The 18,975-nt window shown below is 71.5% G+C and carries 16 protein-coding genes; 4 read left to right on the top strand and 12 right to left on the bottom strand.

What is annotated here, in order from left to right; all coding sequences use genetic code 11:
• Positions 1 to 5 precede the first annotated feature (5 nt).
• The 5 genes from ACGFNN_RS09745 to ACGFNN_RS09765 are packed head-to-tail and all read right to left on the bottom strand — an operon-like array spanning position 6 to position 5,152.
• Entirely contained in the window at positions 6 to 878 is an 873-nt protein-coding gene (locus ACGFNN_RS09745) for an ATP-binding cassette domain-containing protein (RefSeq protein WP_393554410.1), read from the bottom strand.
• Entirely contained in the window at positions 875 to 1,693 is an 819-nt protein-coding gene (locus ACGFNN_RS09750; RefSeq protein WP_362663766.1) for an ABC transporter ATP-binding protein, read from the bottom strand. Before ACGFNN_RS09750 ends, ACGFNN_RS09745 begins: the two co-directional genes overlap by 4 nt.
• Positions 1,690 to 2,604, bottom strand: a complete 915-nt coding sequence (locus ACGFNN_RS09755) for an ABC transporter permease (RefSeq protein ID WP_393554412.1) — start codon at positions 2,602 to 2,604, stop codon at positions 1,690 to 1,692. Before ACGFNN_RS09755 ends, ACGFNN_RS09750 begins: the two co-directional genes overlap by 4 nt.
• Positions 2,601 to 3,581: an ABC transporter permease gene (locus ACGFNN_RS09760; protein WP_393554414.1), complete on the bottom strand. Its 981-nt coding sequence runs from the start codon at positions 3,579 to 3,581 to the stop codon at positions 2,601 to 2,603. The genes ACGFNN_RS09755 and ACGFNN_RS09760 overlap by 4 nt, the downstream gene beginning before the upstream one ends.
• A complete protein-coding gene (locus tag ACGFNN_RS09765) occupies positions 3,578 to 5,152 on the bottom strand; it encodes an ABC transporter substrate-binding protein (RefSeq protein ID WP_393554416.1) in 1,575 nt (524 codons plus the stop codon). The genes ACGFNN_RS09760 and ACGFNN_RS09765 overlap by 4 nt, the downstream gene beginning before the upstream one ends.
• A 54-nt stretch (positions 5,153 to 5,206) precedes the next feature.
• On the opposite strand from ACGFNN_RS09765, the gene ACGFNN_RS09770 reads away from it, so the two are divergent.
• From ACGFNN_RS09770 to ACGFNN_RS09780, 3 genes are all read left to right on the top strand, one after another.
• Positions 5,207 to 6,076 (top strand): IclR family transcriptional regulator, encoded by an 870-nt coding sequence (locus tag ACGFNN_RS09770; protein ID WP_393554418.1) that lies wholly within the window; start codon positions 5,207 to 5,209, stop codon positions 6,074 to 6,076.
• Positions 6,073 to 7,119, top strand: coding sequence for a serine hydrolase domain-containing protein (locus ACGFNN_RS09775; protein WP_393554420.1), 1,047 nt, complete (start codon positions 6,073 to 6,075; stop codon positions 7,117 to 7,119). The genes ACGFNN_RS09770 and ACGFNN_RS09775 overlap by 4 nt, the downstream gene beginning before the upstream one ends.
• A 186-nt stretch (positions 7,120 to 7,305) precedes the next feature.
• A complete protein-coding gene (locus ACGFNN_RS09780; RefSeq protein WP_393554422.1) occupies positions 7,306 to 9,594 on the top strand; it encodes an N-acetylmuramoyl-L-alanine amidase in 2,289 nt (762 codons plus the stop codon).
• Positions 9,595 to 9,640: 46 nt separating this feature from the next.
• Here ACGFNN_RS09780 and ACGFNN_RS09785 read toward each other — a convergent pair whose 3' ends face one another.
• The 7 genes from ACGFNN_RS09785 to ACGFNN_RS09815 form a co-directional block, all read right to left on the bottom strand.
• Positions 9,641 to 9,856, bottom strand: a complete 216-nt coding sequence (locus ACGFNN_RS09785; protein ID WP_362542048.1) for an EF-hand domain-containing protein — start codon at positions 9,854 to 9,856, stop codon at positions 9,641 to 9,643.
• A 79-nt stretch (positions 9,857 to 9,935) separates the two neighbouring features.
• The gene (locus ACGFNN_RS09790) at positions 9,936 to 11,108 is read right to left on the bottom strand and encodes a beta-propeller fold lactonase family protein (RefSeq protein ID WP_393554425.1); all 1,173 of its coding nucleotides are present in this window, start codon (positions 11,106 to 11,108) and stop codon (positions 9,936 to 9,938) included.
• Positions 11,108 to 11,905 (bottom strand): polysaccharide deacetylase family protein, encoded by a 798-nt coding sequence (locus ACGFNN_RS09795; RefSeq protein ID WP_393554427.1) that lies wholly within the window; start codon positions 11,903 to 11,905, stop codon positions 11,108 to 11,110. The genes ACGFNN_RS09790 and ACGFNN_RS09795 overlap by 1 nt, the downstream gene beginning before the upstream one ends.
• Before the next feature lie 386 nt (positions 11,906 to 12,291).
• Positions 12,292 to 12,807 (bottom strand): ATP-binding protein, encoded by a 516-nt coding sequence (locus ACGFNN_RS09800; protein WP_362671214.1) that lies wholly within the window; start codon positions 12,805 to 12,807, stop codon positions 12,292 to 12,294.
• A 251-nt stretch (positions 12,808 to 13,058) separates the two neighbouring features.
• Complete coding sequence (locus ACGFNN_RS09805) at positions 13,059 to 13,826, bottom strand: enoyl-CoA hydratase/isomerase family protein (RefSeq protein ID WP_393554429.1); 768 nt, start codon at positions 13,824 to 13,826, stop codon at positions 13,059 to 13,061.
• An 81-nt stretch (positions 13,827 to 13,907) separates the two neighbouring features.
• A complete protein-coding gene (locus tag ACGFNN_RS09810) occupies positions 13,908 to 15,158 on the bottom strand; it encodes an Ig-like domain-containing protein (RefSeq protein WP_393554430.1) in 1,251 nt (416 codons plus the stop codon).
• Positions 15,159 to 15,363: 205 nt separating this feature from the next.
• On the bottom strand, positions 15,364 to 16,584 hold the full coding sequence (locus ACGFNN_RS09815; protein WP_393554432.1) for an Ig-like domain-containing protein: 1,221 nt from the start codon (positions 16,582 to 16,584) through the stop codon (positions 15,364 to 15,366).
• Between the two features lie 155 nt (positions 16,585 to 16,739).
• Between ACGFNN_RS09815 and glgX the strand changes: the two genes are divergently transcribed.
• Complete coding sequence (gene glgX, locus ACGFNN_RS09820; protein WP_393554434.1) at positions 16,740 to 18,974, top strand: glycogen debranching protein GlgX; 2,235 nt, start codon at positions 16,740 to 16,742, stop codon at positions 18,972 to 18,974.
• Position 18,975 lies beyond the last annotated feature (1 nt).

Here is an 18,975-nt window from a genome sequence, read left to right on the forward strand (position 1 = left end):
GGGCGTCATGCGGTGCCTTTGTGGGCGGGGGCCGGGGCGGCCGCGGCTCCGGCCGGTTCGCCGGGAAGGGAGCGCCGGGGCCTGCGGGCCTTCGTGGGATCGGGTACGGGCACGGCGTCCAGGAGCTGCCGGGTGTAGGGGTGCGCGGGGGCGGTGAACACCTGGTGGGCGGTGCCCGTCTCGACGATCCGGCCGCCGCGCATGACGGCGACCCGGTCGGCGACCTGCTGGACGACGGCGAGGTTGTGGCTGACGAACACATAGGTGAGGCCCAGGCGTTGCTGGAGGTCGGCGAGCAGGTCGAGGACGCGGGCCTGGACGGACACGTCGAGGGCGCTGGTGGGTTCGTCGAGGACGACCAGCCTGGGTTCGAGGCCGATGGCTCGGGCGATGGAGATGCGCTGGCGCTGGCCGCCGGAGAACTCGTGCGGATAGCGGTCGAGGATGGTGTCGTCGAGGCCGACGGCGACGAGGAGTTCACCGGCGCGCTGCCGGGCATAGGCGCGTCCGCGCCGCCCCCGCGCCCGCGGGTCGTGGGTGACGAGGGGCTCGGCGACGATGTCGGCGATCCTGAGCCGTGGGTTCATGCTCGAGTAGGGGTCCTGGAGGACGACCTGCATCTGACGCCGGACCGCGCGCATCCGCGCCGGGCCGAGGCCGGTGAGGTCGGTGCCGTCGAAGCGCACGGTGCCCGAGGTGGGTTCCAGCAGGCGCAGCAGCAGCCGGGTCAGCGTCGTCTTGCCGCAGCCCGACTCCCCCACCAGCGCGAGGGTCTCTCCCTCACGGACGGTGAGGCTGACGTCGTCGACGGCGACCTTGCCGTCGAACTCCTTGCGTAGCGCTGCGAGTTCGAGCAGAGGCGCGGTGGTGGAGGTCATCCGGCGGTCTCCAGTCGGGGTGTCGCGTCGAGCAGCTGTCGGGTGTACGGGTCCTGGGGGCGGGCGAAGACGTCATGGACGTCGCCGCTCTCGACGGCCTCGCCGCGGTGCATCACGACCACACGGTCCGCGGTCTCGGCGACGACGCCGAGGTCGTGGGTGATGAGGACGACCGCCATGCCGTGCCGCTGCTGGAGGGCGACGAGCAGATCGAGGATCTGGCGCTGCACGGTGACGTCCAGTGCGGTGGTGGGTTCGTCGGCGATGAGCACACGGGGCCGGGCGACGAGCGCGGCGGCGATCATGACGCGCTGCCGCAGGCCGCCGGAGAGCTCGTGGGGGTACTGGCGGTAGCGGAGTTCGGGGTCCGGGATGCCCACCTCGTCGAGCGCGGCGAGGGCTGCCGCCCTGGCTTCGGCGCGGCTGTGGCCCCCGTGGTGCCGGAGTACCTCGGCGACCTGGGCGCCGATGCGCTGCAGCGGGTCGAGGCTGGTCATCGGGTCCTGGAAGATCATGGACAGTTCGGCGCCCCTGATCCTTCCGAGTTCGCGTTCGCTCCGGGTGAGGAGGTCCTTGCCGTCGAGGAGGATCCGGCCGCCGGCGTAGACGCAGGGCGGCTCGGGGTTGAGGCGGAGTGCGGACAGCGCGGTCGCCGACTTGCCGCTGCCCGATTCGCCGACGACGGCGAGGGTCTCCCCGGGGGCGACGGAGAAGCTGACGCCGCGGACCGCGTGGACGGTCGTGGTGGCGAGGCGGAAGTCGACGCGCAGGTCCTGGATCTCGAGGACCGGCGCTGCGGTGGTGGTCGAGGTCATCGGCGGTAGGCCTTCGGGTCCGCGACGTCGCGCAGGGCGTCGCCGGTGATGTTGACGGCGAGGGAGGTGAGCATGAGTGCGACGCCGGGGAAGACGGCGACCCACCAGGCGGTGCCGAGGTAGAGCTGCCCGTCGGCGAGCATCGAGCCCCAGGTGACGGTCTCCTTGGGGACGCCGAGGCCGAGGTAGCTGAGCGAGGCCTCGGCGACGATCGCGGCTGCGACGTGCAGGGTGCCGATGGTGGCGAGCGGCGCCATGACGTTGGGGAGCAGGTGGCGGCGCATGATCACGGCGTCGCCGACGCCGATGGCCCGGGCCTCGGTGATGAAGTCCCGGGTGCGCAGGGACAGCACCTCGGAGCGTACGACCCGGGCGTACGACACCCAGCCGGTCACGCCGAGTACGAGGATGACGTACCAGAGGCCGGAGCCGAGGAAGCCCACGATCGCCAGGGCGAGCAGGATGGCGGGGAAGGCGAGCTGGACGTCGGCGATCCGCATGAGGACGCGGTCGACGACACCTCCGAAGTAGCCGGAGGCGAGACCGACGACGGTGCCGATGACCCCGGCGAGCAGGGCCGCCCCGGCGCCGACGAGCAGCGAGACCCGGGTGCCGTGGATGACCCGGGAGAGCAGGTCGCGGCCGAGCTGGTCGGTGCCCAGGAGGTGGGCGGTGCTGCCGCCGTGCTGCCAGGCCGGGGGCTGGAGCCGTTCCAGCAGGTTCTGGGCGTTGGGGTCGGCGGGCGAGATCAGCGGGGCGAGGAGCGCGCAGAGCACGACGAGGGCGAGGAAGGCGAGGGCGGCCACGGCGAGCCGGTTCCGCAGCAGCGTGCGCAGTGCGGCGGTCCGGTGCGCGGGTGCCGGGGCGGCCGGGGCGGGCCGGGTCGCGGGTGCCTGGGTGGCTGTGGTCATCGGGAGGTCCTCACCCTCGGGTCGAGGAAGCTGTAGGAGAGGTCGACGAGCAGGTTCACCACGACGAAGGTGGCGGCGAACAGCAGCACGGTGGCCTGGACGAGGGGGAAGTCGCGGTTGGAGATGGCCTCGATGGTGAGCTGCCCGACCCCCGGCCAGGAGAAGACCTGTTCGGTGAGGATGGCGCCGCCGAGGAGGCTTCCGACCTCCAGGCCGACGACGGTCACGACGGGCAGGGAGGCGTTGCGCAGTCCGTGCCTGAGGACGACCTTGAAGGGCCCGAACCCCTTGGCCCGCGCGGTGCGGATGTGGTCGGAGCCCAGTACGTCGATGAGGGAGGAGCGCAGCAGCCGGGCGACGACGGCGACGGAGTACACGGCGAGGGTCACGGCCGGCAGGACGAGGTTGGCGAAGGTCCCGTAGCCCGAGGCGGGCAGGGCGTGCAGTCCGACCGCGAAGACGAGGATGAAGAGGATGCCGATCCAGAACGGCGGGGTGGACTGGCCGAGCAGCACCCCGGTCATGACGGTGCGGTCGGTGGCCCGGCCCCGGCGCATCGCCGCGAGGGTCCCGGCGGGCAGCGCGACGACGAGGGTGACGACGAGCGCCCCGGCGGCCAGCAGGAGCGTCGCGGGGATGCGGTCGGCGAGGACGGCGCGTACCGGCTGGTTGTAGAAGAGGGAGTCGCCGAAGTCGAACCGCGGGATGCCCCAGAGGTAGTCGAGGTACTGGGTGAGCAGCGGGCGGTCGAGGCCGAGGCTGTGGCGCAGCGCGCTCTCCTGCCCGGCCGTGGCGTCCGGCGGGAGCAGGACCTTGACGGGGTCCCCGGAGAGCCGTACGAGGAAGAACGCCACGGTGGCGGTGCACAGCAGGACGAGCAGTGCGGTGCCGAGGCGGGAGGCCACCGTGCGGAGGATGTGCGGGGGCACCCGCCGGGGCACGGCGGCGGCGCCCGCGGGGGCGGGAAGGGTGCTCATCGGGTGACCTCCGCGCTCGCCATGTCCAGGACGCCGGCGAAGCCGGGGGTCCAACGGGGCCTGGTGTTGCGGGCGTAGATGTTGTCGATCTGGTAGAGGGGGACGAAGGGGGCCTCCGTCTTGATGAGCCGCTGCAGGTCGGAGAAGGCCTTCTGCCGGGTCGCGGGCTCGACGGAGAGCTCCTCCAGGTCGACGAGGCGGTCGGCCTCGGCGTTGTGCCAGCGGCTCTGGCGCCGGTCGCTGCGCACGTTGGACTGGAGCATGCTCTCGCCGTCCAGGGTCCAGACGGTGGACGCGGCCAGGTACATGGGGCCGAGCGCTCCGTGGTTGTCGGAGGTGAGGCGCTGGGCGTAGGTGCCGGGGTCGAGGAGGTCGACCTTGGCGTGCACCCCGGCCCGGTCGAGGAGCCCGGCGATCGCCTCGGCGACGTTGGCGTCGACGTTGGACGCGGTGAGGGTGGTCCGTATCCCGTCGGGGTGCCCGGCCTCGGCGAGCAGGGCGCGGGCCTTGGCGACGGAGCGGGTGAAGGGGGTGACGGTCTCGTCGAACCCGAAGGCGCCGCGCGGGATCATCGCGGGGACCTCGGTGGCCTTGCCTCCGAGGACCGCCTTGATGAGCATCGGCACGTCGACGGCGTGGTTGATCGCCTGGCGTACCCGCCGGTCCTGGAGCGGACCCTCCGTCAGGGTGTCGAGGGAGAGGTACGCGGTGCGGATCCCGGTGTGGTGGTCGAGGCTGACCCCGGTGTACCCGTCGAGCTGCTGGGCGGCGTCGGGGGTGAGTCCGGCGACGAGGTCCACTCCGCCGCTCTGGAGCGCGGCGAGGGCGGAGGAGGGGTTCGGGGCGGGGGTGAAGACGAGTTCGTCGACGGCGGGCCGGCCCTCCCAGTGGTGCGCGTTGGCCCGCAGCCGCAGTTCGTGGTCGCGCTTCCAGCTGCCGAAGGCGAAGGGCCCGGTCCCCACCGGGTGGGCGGCGAAGCCCTGGTCGCCGACCTCGCCGATGTGGCGCGGCGGGACGACCACGCCTCCGAAGAGGGACACCTTGTCGGGCAGGATCGGGTCGTGGACGGTGGTGTGGAGGTCCACGGTCAGCCGGTCGACGACGGTCACGCCCTCGACGTAACGCAGCTCCACGATGGGCGACTTGGTCGCCGGGTCGAGGAGCCGTTCGATGCTGAAGCGCACGGCGGCGGCGTCACAGGGTTCGCCGTTGTGGAAGGTGACGCCGGGTCGTAGCCGAAAGCGCCAGACCTTGGGGGAGACGGCCTTCCAGGACAGGGCGAGCCGGGGGACCAGGCTGTTGTCACGCCCTCGCGCGGTGAGGGTGTCGAACATGTTGATCAGGGCGTTCATCGAGATCATGTCGCCCTGCTTCTGCGGGTCCATCGTCTTGGGGTCGCCCGTCTGGGAGACCCGCAGGACGTTGCCGGCACCGGCCGCGGGGTCGGTTCCGCAGCCGGTGAGCAGTGCCGGTGCCGCGATCGCCGGGAGCAACGCGCCGCCGTACCGCAGGACCGTGCGGCGGGAGGGGTGACTGCGGTCCCCGAACCACCCTCCACGTATTCGTTCCATTGAACAACACATCCGTTCCGGCAGATGGAATGCAGTGGGGGTAAGCTAAGCGACATGGGGAAACCGGTCAATAGCCGTTCCGAGGAGCAGCCGCCTGCGGGCCGGGCTGCCGAACAGTCCGTCATGGGCCCGGTGGACAAGGCCATGGAGGTGCTGTCCGCACTGGTCGAGACGGGCGCGCCGCACCGCCTGGCCGACCTGGCCCGCCGTACGGGGCTCACCAAACCGACCGTGCACCGCCTGCTGCGGAGCCTGGCCGCCTCCGGTTACGTCGAGGCGTCCGCCGGGGGGAGCTACCAGGCCGGTCCGCGCCTGCTGGGCCTGTCGGCGGCCGCGCTGGACAGCGGGCCGGGGCTGCGCACGATCCGGCCGGTACTGGCCGAACTGCGCTCCCGCACGGGCCTGCCGGCGCACTACGCCGTGCGCGACGGGGACGACGCCATCTGCCTGGAGGTCTCCGAACCGGCCCGCGAGTACGCGCTGGAGATGCGCCCCGGCTCGCGCACCCCGCTGCTGCTCTCCGCCCCCGGGCTGGCGATGCTCGCCGCCCTGCCGCCCGCGGAGACCGAGGGGGCCTTCGCCGCCGCGGAGGCCGGGGGGCACCCGCTGCCGGTGCCGGCCGCCGAGTTGCGGGACGCGATCGCCTCGGCCGCGGAGCGCGGCTACGCGCTGGACGACGAGTACGAGCAGGAGGACCGCAGGGCGCTGGCCGCCGCGGTGCGGGACGAGGAAGGGCGGATCGCCGGGGCGGTCGTCCTGACCGGTCTGGTGTTCACCCTGGACAGCGCCGGTGTCGAACTGTACGGCCCGATGGTGCGGGCCGCCGCCCGCTCGGTCTCCGCCGGGCTCGGCTCCGCCGGCCGGACCCGGCTCATGGTCGCCCGGGACGGCCTGCCGGCCGGAGAAGGGAGGGCGGAGGTGTGAGCGGTACGCACAAGCGGGCCGGCGCTGACGGACGCGCCGCGGTCCTCGCGGAAGGCAGGGCGCGGCGCCTCTACTCCGGCGCCGCGTGGTCGGTGGGATCCGCGCGGGGGCCCGCCGACCGGGGCCGGCTCGGGACGAGGAGCTGGGGCGGGGCCGAACTGGACGGCACGGACCTGTGGGACCTGGCGTCCGTCACCAAGCCGATCGTGGGACTGGTCGTCATGGCGCTGGCCGAGCGCGGCGCGCTGTCCCTGGACGGCACGGTCGGAGTGCTCCTCCCCCGCTACCGGCACACCGACAAGGCCGGGCTCACCGTCACCGCACTGCTGTCACACACGTCGGGCATGCCCGGACGGGTCCCGATGTACCGCACCCACGCCACCCGCGACTCCCTGCTCACCGCGCTGGGTTCGCTTCCGTTGCGCTCCGCGCCGGGCACGCGGGTCGAGTACTCCTCCCAGGGCTTCGTCCTGCTCGGCCTGATCGCCGAACAGGCGGGCGGCCAGGGGCTGGACGCCCTGCTGTCCGAGCTGGTGTGCGCGCCGCTCGACCTGAAGGACCTGCGCTTCGGGACCGCACCGGCGGACCGGCACCGTGCGGTGGCGACCGAGACGTGCCCCTGGCGTGGCAGGACCGTCGCCGGAGAGGTGCACGACGAGAACGCCGTCGTCCTCGGCGGGATCGCCGGACACGCGGGGCTCTTCTCGACGCTCGCCGACACGGAGCGGCTCGCCGTCTGCCTGGCGGGCGGAGCCCGTGAGTTGCTGCGCCCGGAGACGTACGCACTGATGACCGCCCCGCACACCGACGGCCTGAACCTCCGTCGCGCCCTGGCCTGGCAGGGCCAGGACCCGGCCGGCTCCCCGGTCGGGCCGTCCTTCGGCCCTGATTCCTACGGTCACACCGGCTTCACGGGCACGAGCCTCTGGATCGACCCCGCGACCGGCCGTTATGCCGTGCTCCTGACCAACCGGGTCCATCCGACGCGGGAGGGCGACGGGATCACCGGTCTGCGCCAGGAGTTCCACTCGGTGACGGACTGAGGGCGCGGCAGGACGCGGCCGACCGCCGACACGTGTACACCCCCGGCAGATCGTGACCAGGTCGAGCTGTGAAAGCCGGGACAGGATGTGAAGAATCCGCGATGATCGCGCGGAGGGCCGGTACACGGACGGCCACATACCCAGCACTGCCGGCAGCTCAGGGCAGTCATCATCCTCGGGGACCACGTGCGAGTGAAGCGCAGAATATGGGTCACGGCTGCCGTCGTGGCGGCAGCCGTGACGGGTGTGCTGGTGTTCGAGGGGGTGACCGGCACCGGGGGTGTACCCGGCACCGCCGACGCCGCGCCCGGTCCGGCCCGGACCGAGGTACACCACGATCCGCTGAAGGTGTCCGGCGACGGCGCGACCGCCTCCCTGCGCCGTGAACGGACCGAGCCGTTCAGCATGCTGGGCATCACCTGGACCGATCCCGCCGCCAGGGTGGGCGGCACGGTCGAGGTGCGTACGCGGTCGCTCCCCGACGGCGACTGGTCGGCCTGGCTGCCCGTCGACACGGAGGTCGACGGGCGTACGGAGGCCGGCAGAACCGGCGCACGTGGCACCACCGAACCCCGCTGGGTCGGGCTCTCCGACGGCGTGGAGGTCCGTGTCTCCGCCGGGAAGGGCACGTCCACCGGGCTCCCTGAGGGTCTGCGGCTCGACATGGTGGACCCCGGCAAGCCTGCCGGGGCCGCACCCATCGCCTACTCCGTCGACGAGCCGTCGGAGACCCCGTCCGAGCCGGCGGGACCCCCGTCCGACGAGCCCACCACACCGGAGCCGGACGGGGCGACCACGCCGCCCGCCACGGAGTCCGGCACCGATCCCACGGACGACCCGTCCCCGAGTACGGACCCCGCCACCGACCCGGGTACCTCCACACCGACCACACCCCCTTCCGAGTCCCCCTCCCCCACCGCCGAACCGACCGCGACCCTGCCGCCGCCGCTGCCCTCCACCGCACCGAAGCCGCCGATCGTGACCCGGGCCGACTGGAACGCCGACGAGTCGCTCAACGACGAGGCGCCCGAGTACATGGACACGGTGAAGGCCGTGTTCGTGCACCACACCGCCCAGACGAACGCGTACTCCTGCGCGGACTCGGCGGCGATCGTGCGGGGGCTGCACGCCTACCACGTGCAGTCGAACGGCTGGAAGGACCTCGGCTACAACTTCGTCGTCGACAAGTGCGGCACGATATTCGAGGGCCGCAAGGGCGGCGCGGACCGCGCCGTGACGGGCGCCCACACCTACGGCTTCAACCGTGAGACGGCTGGCATCGCCGTCATCGGTATGTACACCGACACGGCAGCCGCGACCCCGGCGACGACAGCGGTGGCCAGGATCGCCGCGTGGAAGCTCGGCCAGTACGGTGTGAGCCCCTCCGCGACGACCACGCTCACCGCCGGGGCGGACGGCGGCAACTACGCGGGCCGGAAGTTCACCGCCGGTACCGCCTACCCGTTCAGCACGGTCTCCGGACACCGGGACGGCTTCAACACCCAGTGCCCGGGAACCTCGTTGTACGGACAGCTGCCCACGATTCGCGGCTACGCGGCCGGCCCGGTAGCGGGACTGGCCGTCAAGTCGGTGACCGGCGCCGTGCTCTCGGGCACGAAGTACCACACCAAGGCGGACATCACCGTCGGCTGGTCCGCGACCACACCCGCCGTGTTCGTCGCGAAGTACGAACTGCTGGTGGACGGGAAGTCCGTCGCCTCCACGACCGGTAGCGCCTCGTCGGCCAGGACCACCCTGACCGCCGGCACCCACACGGTGCAGGTGCGGGCTACACACCGGTCCGGGAGGACCTCGGTGTCGGCGGCGGCGACGGTGGTCGCGGACCGGACCGCCCCCGCCTTCTCGACCAAGCCCGAACTGTCGCTGCGCACCGGCACGGTGAACACCACGGCCGTTCCGCTCACCCTCAGGTGGAAGGCGGCCGACGCGGTTCAGCTGCGGGACGTCCGCCTGACCGCGCCGGTGTCCAGGACCTACGGGCCGACGACCACGAGCGCGTCGCACACGGCGAAGTCCGGCGTGGCAACGAGCTGGAAGATGACGGCCTACGACCCCGCGGGGAACGGTGGGGCGGCCTCGGTCACCGGCACTCCGGTGATCCTCCAGGAGTCCTCCGCGAAGCGGACCGGCACCTGGAGCGCGAAGTCCTCGTCCAGTTACCTCGGCGGGAGGTCGTACACCAGCGGGACCAAGAACGCCTCCCTGACCTGGACGTTCACCGGCCGCTCGGTCGCCTGGGTGGTGTCACGCGCCTCGACCTCCGGTCAGGCGTACGTCTACGTGGACGGTGTCAAGGCCGCGACGGTGGATCTCAGGTCCTCCGCCACCGCCTACCGGCAGGCGATCTGGACCAAGTCCTGGGCGGCCTCCGCCAGGCACACGGTCAAGGTGGTGGTGGTCGGCACCAAGGGCAGGCCCACCCTCACCACCGACGGCCTGGTCTGTCTGAAGTAGCCCCGCCGCCGCGGCGCCGGGCCGGCATCCGCCGGCCCGGTGCGGGTCAGCCCTTGTTCTGCGAGGCCCAGAACTCGTCGAACGTGAGCTCGCCGTCGCCGTTGCCGTCGTGGGCGTTGATGACGGCCTGGGCGACCGTCTCGGTGACGTAGGGGTCGCCGAGCTGCGCCATGGCGCTCTTGTACTCGGCGGCCGTGATGCGGCCGTCGCCGTTCTGGTCGAACCGGTCGAATGCCGTGCGTGCCGACTCGATGTCCGCCACTGTTCCGCCCCTTCGTTAAGCGTTGATGACGGAGGTCAGATTATCCGGCGGGCGGCAGGGACCTGCCGGGCCCCACCTTTCAGCGGAAGACACCGGTGTGCCCGAGGGAGTAGCGGCCCGGCTGCGGGTAGACGGCGAGACCGTGCGGCCCGCTGCCGACCGGGATCCGGGCGAGCTCCTTTCCGCTGGTGGTGTCGATGGCGTACACCTCCGCGTCGTAGCGGCCGGAGAGCCAGAGCACCTTGCCGTCGGCGGAGACGCCGCCCATGTCGGGGCTGCCGCCGCCCGGCAGGTGCCACTTCTTCGTCAGCTTCCCGCTCGCGAAGTCGAAGACCGACACCGATCCCTCGCCCCGGTTGGAGACGTACATCTCACGGGAGTCCCTGCTGACGTAGAGCCCGTGGGCCCCCTTCCCCGTAGGGAGCAGCTTCGGGGTGGTGAAGGCCTTGCCGTCCAGCACCCACATGCCGTGGGCCATCATGTCGGCGATGTAGAAGGTGGAGCCGTCGGGGGAGAGCTTCACGTCCTGCGGCATCGCGCCCTGCAGCGGCAGCTTCTGCTGCGCGACGATCTTCATCTTCGCGGTGTCGACCTTGAGCAGTTCGCCGGAGAACTCGCAGGAGACGATGAAGTACCGGCCGTCGGCGGAGAAGTCGGCGTGGTTGACGCCCGCGCAGTCCACCGGCACGGTACGCGCGACCTTCATGGTCCGCGGGTCGCGGAAGACCAGCTCGCGGTCCATCGAGGCCATGACGACGGCGTACCTGCCGTTCGGCGTGAAGTAGAGGTTGTACGGGTCGGAGACGTCGAGCGTCCGGCCGGCCTTCCCGGTGGCCGGATCGATCGCGGTGAGGCTGTCGCCGAGGTCGTTGTTGACCCAGAGGGTCTTCAGGTCCCAGGACGGCACCACGTGCTGCGGCTGGTTGCCGACGGGGATGGTCTCGACGACCTTGTACGTCGCCGGGTCGATCACCGAGACCGTGTTGGAGTTGGTGTTGGGGACGTAGACACGGGACGGGAAGCCCTTCACGGCCGGGGAGAGCTTTCCGGGCCGGTCCGCGGCGTAGACGTCTCCCGCGTCGAGCACGGGCGGCATCCCGGGCAGTCCGGGCGGTGCCGCGGGCCGCTGGGACGGAGCGGCGGCCTCGGTGCGGGAGGGCTCCGGCCGCGAGTGGCCGGCGGGGGAGGCGCAGGCCGCGAGCGCGGCGACGAGCAGGGCGGCGGCGGTGAGTGCGCGCGGGGAGGGAGGCATCAGGTCAACAGCTCCGTGGTGGTCACCGCGCGCAGGTGGCGCCGGTCGATTTCGGTGAGGAGGAGGGGCAGTGCGGCGAGGGTGTCCCGGTAGCCGAAGTGGAGGCTCACCACTGATCCGTTGCGGAGTTCCCCGGCGACCTTGCGGGTGACGGCCGGGACACCGGGGGACGTGAAGTCGAGGGAGTCCACGTCGTAGGAGAGGACGTGGGGGTATCCGGCCCGGCGCGCGAGGTCCTGGACCAGGGGTGTGGCGTACTGGGCGCGCGAGGGCCTGAACCAGGTGCCGATCGACCCGGTGAGCCGGCGCAGGCGACGCGCGCAGGCGGTGATCTCCTCGTACGCCCGTTTCTCGTCCATGGCGTTGATGTCGAGGTGTCTCTCGGTGTGGTTGCCGAGGTCGTGGCCGCCGTCGAGGATCCGGCGCGCCATGCCCGGGTGCTCCGCGAGCCAGCTGCCGACGGCCAGGACCGTCACGCGCGCACCCGCCCGCTCGGCCTCCGCGAGGACGGTGCCGGCGAGGACGGGGTCTCCCTGACCGTGGAAGGTGAGTGCGACGCGGGGGCGGTCGCGGGGGCCGTGCGCGATCTGGACGGGCTGCCCCGGGAAGCGGTGAGGGCCGGCGGCCGGGCGTACGGCGCTGTGGGCCTTCTGCGGGGCGGGGGTGTTTCCGGTCTCGCGGGCGGGCGACGGGGAGGCGTCCGGAGCACAGCCCGAGGCGGCGGCGCCCGCCAGGAGCGCGCCCGCCGTCGCACGCAGGGCGTCGCGGCGGGGCCACGGTGATCTGCGACCTTGCATGACCGTCCACCTCGCGGTCGGTTTCGGGTGCGGGTGCACCCGGGACGCGAGACACAGTAGGACGAAAGGGATGGGATGAGTGGAACCTATGAAGATCCACGCTCATCCGGTGACGAAGGAATCACCCCGTGAAGCTCTCATGCGTTCACGAAATACCAGGCACGTGACCCATCACACCTGCGATTCATAATCCATATGAGCAATTTAGATGCATATAGACCGTTTTTCCGCTTTGGATCCGGAGTAGCCCGTCTGCCATAGTCGGTACACGACCTCCTCCGACCCGAGCCAGGTCCCCCGCGCGGCCGTGGACACACCCCCCATTCCACGGCCCCCTCAGGAACCCCCGCCACGCCGCACCCCGGCAGACCGGGGGTTCCTGCGTATCAGCGGTCGGTGGCCCGCATCTCGAACCAGGTGGTCTTCCCCCGGGGTAAGAGGTCCACGCCCCACCGGTCGGAGAGCTTGTCGACCAGGAAGAGGCCCCGTCCGCTGACGTCCAGCTCACGGACGGGCATCAGACAGGGGAGCCCCCGCGAAGGGTCCCGGACCTCGACGCGGATCCAGCCGCGCCGGCGGAGCATCCGCAGGCCGAAGACGCGCGCTCCGGTGTGCCGTACCGCGTTGCCCACGAGCTCGGAGACCAGTAGCACTCCGTACTCGGCGGTCTGCGGTGGCAGCTGCCACTGACGCAGCATCACGCACGCGGTGATCCGCCTGGCGGTCGCCGCGGACTCGGGCCGGGAGGGCAGCCGGACTTCACCCTCCGTCGGATTCCCGAACAACTCCAGTGCTTTGAACGCCTGTTCGTCATCGACGGCAGACGACACACGTGCCGCCGTCGCGCCGTTACGCGGTCGCGGCTGCTCCACACCCTCCAGGCCCGCCATGCCCACCATCATGGCCGCACAGAACGCTCTCCGTGACCGTTCCGGCAGAATCTCTTACCCGGAACCAGTCATTCCGGGCTGGTTCTCCGGCATATGCCAGAGGCAGAATGGGGGTCCATGCACCCAGCCTCACCTGCGGCGACGGCGGGAGGCCGGGTAATTGCACGGCCGGGACGAGCGCTGGACCTTAAGGTTCTCTTAAGGTCCAGCTAATCCGCCCACAGGGATGAAAGCGCGTTCCTGTGTGCGCAACTCACCCTCGGTCAGAGGAACTTCGCCTTGCCCGGACCCTCCTCCACGAAGCTGCGCATGCCCCGCTCCCGGTCCTCCGTGGCGAACAGGCCCGCGAACCAGTTCCGTTCGACCGTCAGGCCGGTGTCGATGTCGGTCTCCAGACCGGCGTCCACGGCCTCCTTGGCCGCCCGCAGCGCCAGGGCCGGACCACTCGCCAGCCGGGCGGCCCAGGCGTGCGCCTGCTCGTAGACCTCGGCCGCGGGCACCACACGGTCCACCAGCCCGATCGCCAGCGCCTCCTCCGACTTCACCTGACGGCCCGTGAAGATCAGGTCCTTGGCGCGGGACGGGCCAACCAGACGGGCGAGGCGCTGGGTGCCGCCGGCTCCCGGGATCAGCCCGAGGAGGATCTCCGGCTGGCCCAGCTTGGCGTTGTCCGCGGCGATCCTGTAGTCGGCACAGAGCGCCAGCTCGCAGCCGCCTCCGAGGGCGTAGCCGGTGACCGCCGCCACCACGGGCTTGGGGATGCGCGCCACCGCGGTGAAGGACTCCTGCAGAGCGCGGGACCGCACGACCATCGCGGCGTGGTCCATCGCCTGCATCTCCTTGATGTCCGCGCCCGCCGCGAACACCTTCTCACCGCCGTAGAGGATCACGGCCCGCACGTCGTCGCGCCGGCCCGCCTCCTCGGCGAGCTCGCGCAACCGGTCCTGGACCGCGACGTCCAGGGCGTTCATGGGAGGGCGGTCCAGGCGGATCGTCCCGACGTTGTCACTCACTTCGAGGGTTACGGTCATGGGAGGCAGGTTAACCGCCGCTAACGCGACGGTGCCCGGTGCCGTTGGTCACAGCACCGGGCACCGAGCGGCGGACGCGCTCTACGCGATCCACTCCGACCAGTCCATGTTCCAGCCGTTGAGGCCGTTGTCCGGCTGGATCACCTTGTCCTTGGAGTTCTTCACGACGACCACGTCACCGATCAGCGAGTTGTCGAAGAGCCACGCGGCCGGGGTCTTGCTGTCCCAGGCGCCGCGCACGTCCCGCAGGCCGACGCAGCCGTGGCTGGTGTTCGTCGTACCGAAGATGCCGGAGCCGCCCCAGTAGTTGCCGTGGATGAAGGTGCCCGAGGTCGACAGGCGCATCGCGTGCGGCACGTCCTTGATGTCGTACTCGCCCCCGAAGCCGACGGTGTCACCGTTCATGCGGGTCACCTTGAGCTTCTCGCTGATGACCATCTGGCCGTTGTAGGTGGTCGTGGCCGGGGCGCCCGCGGAGATCGGGATGTCCTTGATCTGCTTGCCGTCGCGGACCACCTTCATCCGGTGGGTGCTCGCGTCGACCGTCGAGACCTGGCTGCGGCCGATGGTGAACTTCACCGTCTTGGCCTGCTTGCCGTAGACCCCGGGCCGCCCTTCGACCCCGTCGAGGTCCAGGCGGAGGGTGACCTTGGTGCCCGCGGCCCAGTACTCCTCGGGGCGGAAGTCGAGGCGGTCGTTGCCGAACCAGTGGGGCTCGATCCGCACGGCGGGCTCCGCCGTCACGCTGATGGCCTTCTCCACGGCCCCGGGGTCGGTGATGCCACGGGTGAAGTGGATCGAGACCGGCATGCCCACGCCGACGGTCGACCCGTTCTCCGGGGTGTACTGACCGATGAAGGTGTTCTGCGGAACCAGCGTGGTGAAGGTGGTGTCCTTCGCCGACTGACGGCCCTTCGCGTCCTTGGCCACCGCGTGCACCGTGTACTTGGTCGAGGCCGCCAGGTGCCGGTCGGGTACCCAGCTCACCCCGTCCTTCGCTATCGCGCCCTTGACCTCGCCGCCCTCGGGGTCCACCACCTTGACCGTGGTGAGCTTGCCCTGCGCGGCCGTGACCTTCAGCGCCCCGCTGGTCGCCACGTCGTCCGCGCCGTCCTTGGGCGCGATGGTCACCACCGCCACGGAGGCGCTGTTGTCCTCGGTCTTCGCGCCCGCCCCCTTGCCGTCCTTCTCCACCGCTGCGCCGCTGCCCCCGCAGGCGGTCACCAGCAGCATCATCGCGCCGAGTACCGGTACGAGGAGTCCGCGGGCTCCTCGCCCTCGCCGCTCCGCGCCCGTACCGGCCCATGCCCCCGATATCGGCTGCCCGTTCACTGTGGTCGTCTCCCCTCGCACGGCCTGGCCCCGCCATGGCCCGCACCCCCGCGCGCCGTACACGCACGCTCACAGCAAGACAATCACACCGCGGGTGGGGAGAACTCCCTCCGGTATGTCACCGTTCCGTCCCAAGTCCCCACGCCAGGAGCCCAGGTGGTCCCGGAGGCGGCGTCTCCGGGACCTCGCAGGTGGGGGCGGGGATTCAGCGCAGGGCCGAGCCCGCCTTCCACTGCGGCCAGCCGAGGTTCCAGCCGCCGAGTCCGTTGTCCGGCGCGACGGTGGTGTCGGTGGAGTTGATCACCTCGACGACGTCCCCCACGAGCGTGCGCTCGAAGAACCAGCCGGCCGGGGTGTCCGAACCGCCCCCCTTCACGTCACGGAGCCCGATGCAGCCATGGCTGGTGTTCTCGGACCCGAAGATGTCCGGGGACTCCCAGTAGTTGCCGTGCAGGAAGGTGCCCGACTTCGTCAGCCGGATGGCGTGGGGCACGTCCTTGATGTCGTACTCGCCGCCGAAGCCGACCGTGCTGCCGTCCATCCGGGTCACGTCGTGCAGTTCCGACACCACCATCTTCCCGTTGTACGTGGTCGTCTTCTCGGCACCTGCGGTGACCGGCACCGTGCTGACCACCTCTCCGTCGCGGCGGACCTCCATGGTGTGCGCCGCCGCGTCCACCACGGAGGTCTGGGCGCGGCCCACGGTGAAGGTGATCTTCTTCCGCTGGCTGCCGTAGACGCCGGGAGCTCCCTCCACGTCGCGCAGGGCCACGTCGACGGTGACCTCGGTGCCCGGTTCCCAGTAGGTCTCGGGGCGGAAGTCGAGCCGGTTCCGGCCGAACCAGTGGCCGGCGACCTCCACCTCCGGTTCGGTGGTGATCCTGATGGCCTTCTCCACCTCCGCGCGGCGGGTGACGGGCCGGTTGAAGTCGAAGGAGACGATCATGCCGGTGCCCACGGTGGACCGGTTCTCCGGCTTGAAGTAGCCGATGAAGCGGTCCTTGGGGACCAGCGTGGTGAAGGTGGTGCTGCGGGCCGAGCGGTGGCCGTCCCCGTCGACGGCGACCACGTCCACCGTGTACTTCCCGGCCAGCCCGAGCCGGTAGCCGCTGTCCCGTGGCGCCCAGGAGCGGCCGTCCTGCGCGATCCGGCCGGGTACCTCCCGGCGTTCGGCGTCCTCGGTCCGCGTCACCTTCACCCGTTCGATCCGGCCGTCGGGGACGGTCACCTTCAGCTCGCTGTCCGCCCCGACGTTCGTGGCGCCGTCCTCCGGCGCGATCCGGATGGCGTCACCGGGCGCGCGGTTGTCCCCGAAGAACGGCATCCCCCCGCTGCAGCCGGTCAGCACGACCGGGACGGTGAACAGTCCTGCCCATGTCAGCACGGCGATCGAAGCCGCCCGTGCTCTCTTCGCTTCGTGGTTCACGCCTCCCCCAACGACGCGGCCGCGCCGGGGAAACGTGAGTGCGGGGCCACCGGTGGGCAGAACAGAGGGGAGGACACCGCCAGGAAGGCCGCGGCTGGGACGCCGCGTACTCCTACTACGGGTGGCCGCTCCCACGAGCCGCAGGAGGCTGAGAGGTGTCGAGCACAGCCGAGCAGGAGGAAACCCCCCGTACGACGGGGCGGACGGCACCCGCCGCACCGGCCCTCAGGACCGGACCGGACGGACCACCCGTATGGCCGGGTGCCCCCATGCCGCTGGGGGCCCGCTTCCGGGTGGGACCGGACGGCGTGGCGGGCACCAATTTCGCCCTCTGGGCGGGCGGGGCGGAGGCGGTCGAGCTCTGCCTCTTCGACGAGCGGGGCACCGAGACGCGGCTCCCCCTGACCGAACTCACCCACGAGATCTGGCACGGCTTCGTCCCCGGCGTACAGCCGGGACAGCGCTACGGCTACCGGGTGCACGGCCGCTGGGACCCCTGGACGGGGGCCCGCTGGAACGCGGCGAAGCTGCTCCTCGACCCGTACGCCCGTGCGGTGGACGGCTCCTTCACCCTGCCGCCCGAGGTGTACGGCCATGTCAGGGACTGGCCGGAGCAGCACGTCGCGGACACCGTGCGCGACGACCGGGACTCGGCGCCCCATGTGCCCAAGGCCGTCGTGGTGCACGACGACGACGACTGGGCGGAGGACCGCCGGCCGAAGACCCCGTGGGCGGACTCGGTCATCTACGAGCTGCACGTGCGGGGCTTCACCAAGCTGCACCCGGACATCCCCCCGGAGCTGCGCGGCACCTACGCCGGACTCGCCCACCCCGCGGCGATCGATCACCTGCGGCGGCTCGGGGTCACGGCGGTGGAACTGCTCCCGGTCCACCAGTTCGCCCACGAGGACCATCTGCTGCGGCGCGGCCTGCACAACTACTGGGGGTACAACTCCATCGGCTACTTCGCCCCGCACGCGGACTACGCGGCGAACGGCACGGGCGGCGCGCAGGTCGGCGAGTTCAAGCAGATGGTGCGGGCCCTGCACGACGCCGGCATCGAGGTGATCCTCGACGTCGTCTACAACCACACCGCCGAGGCGTCCGAGCTCGGCCCGATGCTGTCGCTGCGCGGCATCGACAACCGTGGCTACTACCGGCTCCAGGGGGACGCCCGGCGCTACGCGGACTACACCGGCTGCGGCAACACCCTGCACGTGGTGCAGCCGCAGGTCCTGCGGCTGATCACCGACTCACTCCGGTACTGGGTCACCGAGATGGGTGTGGACGGCTTCCGCTTCGACCTCGCGGCGGCGCTCGCCCGCTCGATGCACGACGTGGACATGCTCTCCCCGTTCCTCGCGGTGATCGCCCAGGACCCGGTGCTGCGCCGCGTCAAGCTGATCGCCGAACCGTGGGACGTCGGCAACGGCGGCTACCAGGTGGGCGCGTTCCCTCCCCTGTGGACCGAGTGGAACGACCGCTACCGGGACGCGGTGCGTGACTTCTGGCGCGGCGCGCTGCCCGACGTGCGCGACATCGGCTACCGGCTGACGGGGTCGAGCGACCTGTACGCCTGGGGCGGCAGGCGGCCGTACGCCTCGGTCAACTTCGTCACCGCCCACGACGGTTTCACCCTCCGCGACCTGGTCAGTTACGAGCAGAAGCACAACGAGGCCAACGGGGAGGGCAACCGCGACGGCACCAACGACAACCGGGCGTGGAACTGCGGGGCGGAGGGCGAGACCGACGACCCGGAGGTGGGCGCCCTGCGCGCCCGGCAGCTGCGCAACCTCCTGACGACGCTGCTGCTCTCGACCGGGGTGCCGATGCTGGTCGCCGGGGACGAGATGGGCCGCACCCAGGGGGGCAACAACAACGCCTACTGCCAGGACAACGAGATCAGCTGGCTGGACTGGTCGCTCCTGGACGACCCCCGGTGGCGGCAGCTGGCCGAGCTGACCTCCCGGGTCCTCTCCCTGAGGCATCGCCATCCGGTGCTCCGGCGGCGCGCGTTCTTCGCCGGGACCCCGCAGGCACCGGACGGTCTGCGGGACCTCGCGTGGTTCACCCCGCAGGGTGAGGAGATGACGGAGGCCGACTGGTACGCGCCCGCCGCCACGCTCGGCCTCTATCTCTCGGGGCGTGACATCCCCGGCCGGGACGCCCGGGGCGGTCCGGTCACCGACGACAGCTTCCTGGCGATCCTGCACGCCGACCACCGGCCGTGCGCCTTCCGGCTCCCGGGTCCGCCCTGGGCCCAGTCCTACGAGCTGGTGCTGGACACCTCCCTCGACGACCAGTCGGAGGCGCCGGGCACCGCGCACCGGGGCGGCCAGGAACTCACCGTGGAGGGAAGGTCGGTGCTCCTGCTGCGGGTGACGGGCTGAT

The organism is Streptomyces sp. NPDC048590 (assembly GCF_043199535.1).
GTDB lineage: Bacteria > Actinomycetota > Actinomycetes > Streptomycetales > Streptomycetaceae > Streptomyces.

What these genes read in the sequence shown, in the direction of transcription:
- ACGFNN_RS09745 (WP_393554410.1), bottom strand. Translation starts at nt 878, where the DNA reads ATGACCTCCACCACCGCGCCTCTGCTCGAACTCGCAGCGCTACGCAAG.
- ACGFNN_RS09750 (WP_362663766.1), bottom strand. Translation starts at nt 1,693, where the DNA reads ATGACCTCGACCACCACCGCAGCGCCGGTCCTCGAGATCCAGGACCTG.
- ACGFNN_RS09755 (WP_393554412.1), bottom strand. Translation starts at nt 2,604, where the DNA reads ATGACCACAGCCACCCAGGCACCCGCGACCCGGCCCGCCCCGGCCGCC.
- ACGFNN_RS09760 (WP_393554414.1), bottom strand. Translation starts at nt 3,581, where the DNA reads ATGAGCACCCTTCCCGCCCCCGCGGGCGCCGCCGCCGTGCCCCGGCGG.
- ACGFNN_RS09765 (WP_393554416.1), bottom strand. Translation starts at nt 5,152, where the DNA reads ATGGAACGAATACGTGGAGGGTGGTTCGGGGACCGCAGTCACCCCTCC.
- ACGFNN_RS09770 (WP_393554418.1), top strand. Translation starts at nt 5,207, where the DNA reads ATGGGGAAACCGGTCAATAGCCGTTCCGAGGAGCAGCCGCCTGCGGGC.
- ACGFNN_RS09790 (WP_393554425.1), bottom strand. Translation starts at nt 11,108, where the DNA reads ATGCCTCCCTCCCCGCGCGCACTCACCGCCGCCGCCCTGCTCGTCGCC.
- ACGFNN_RS09795 (WP_393554427.1), bottom strand. Translation starts at nt 11,905, where the DNA reads ATGCAAGGTCGCAGATCACCGTGGCCCCGCCGCGACGCCCTGCGTGCG.
- ACGFNN_RS09800 (WP_362671214.1), bottom strand. Translation starts at nt 12,807, where the DNA reads ATGATGGTGGGCATGGCGGGCCTGGAGGGTGTGGAGCAGCCGCGACCG.
- ACGFNN_RS09805 (WP_393554429.1), bottom strand. Translation starts at nt 13,826, where the DNA reads ATGACCGTAACCCTCGAAGTGAGTGACAACGTCGGGACGATCCGCCTG.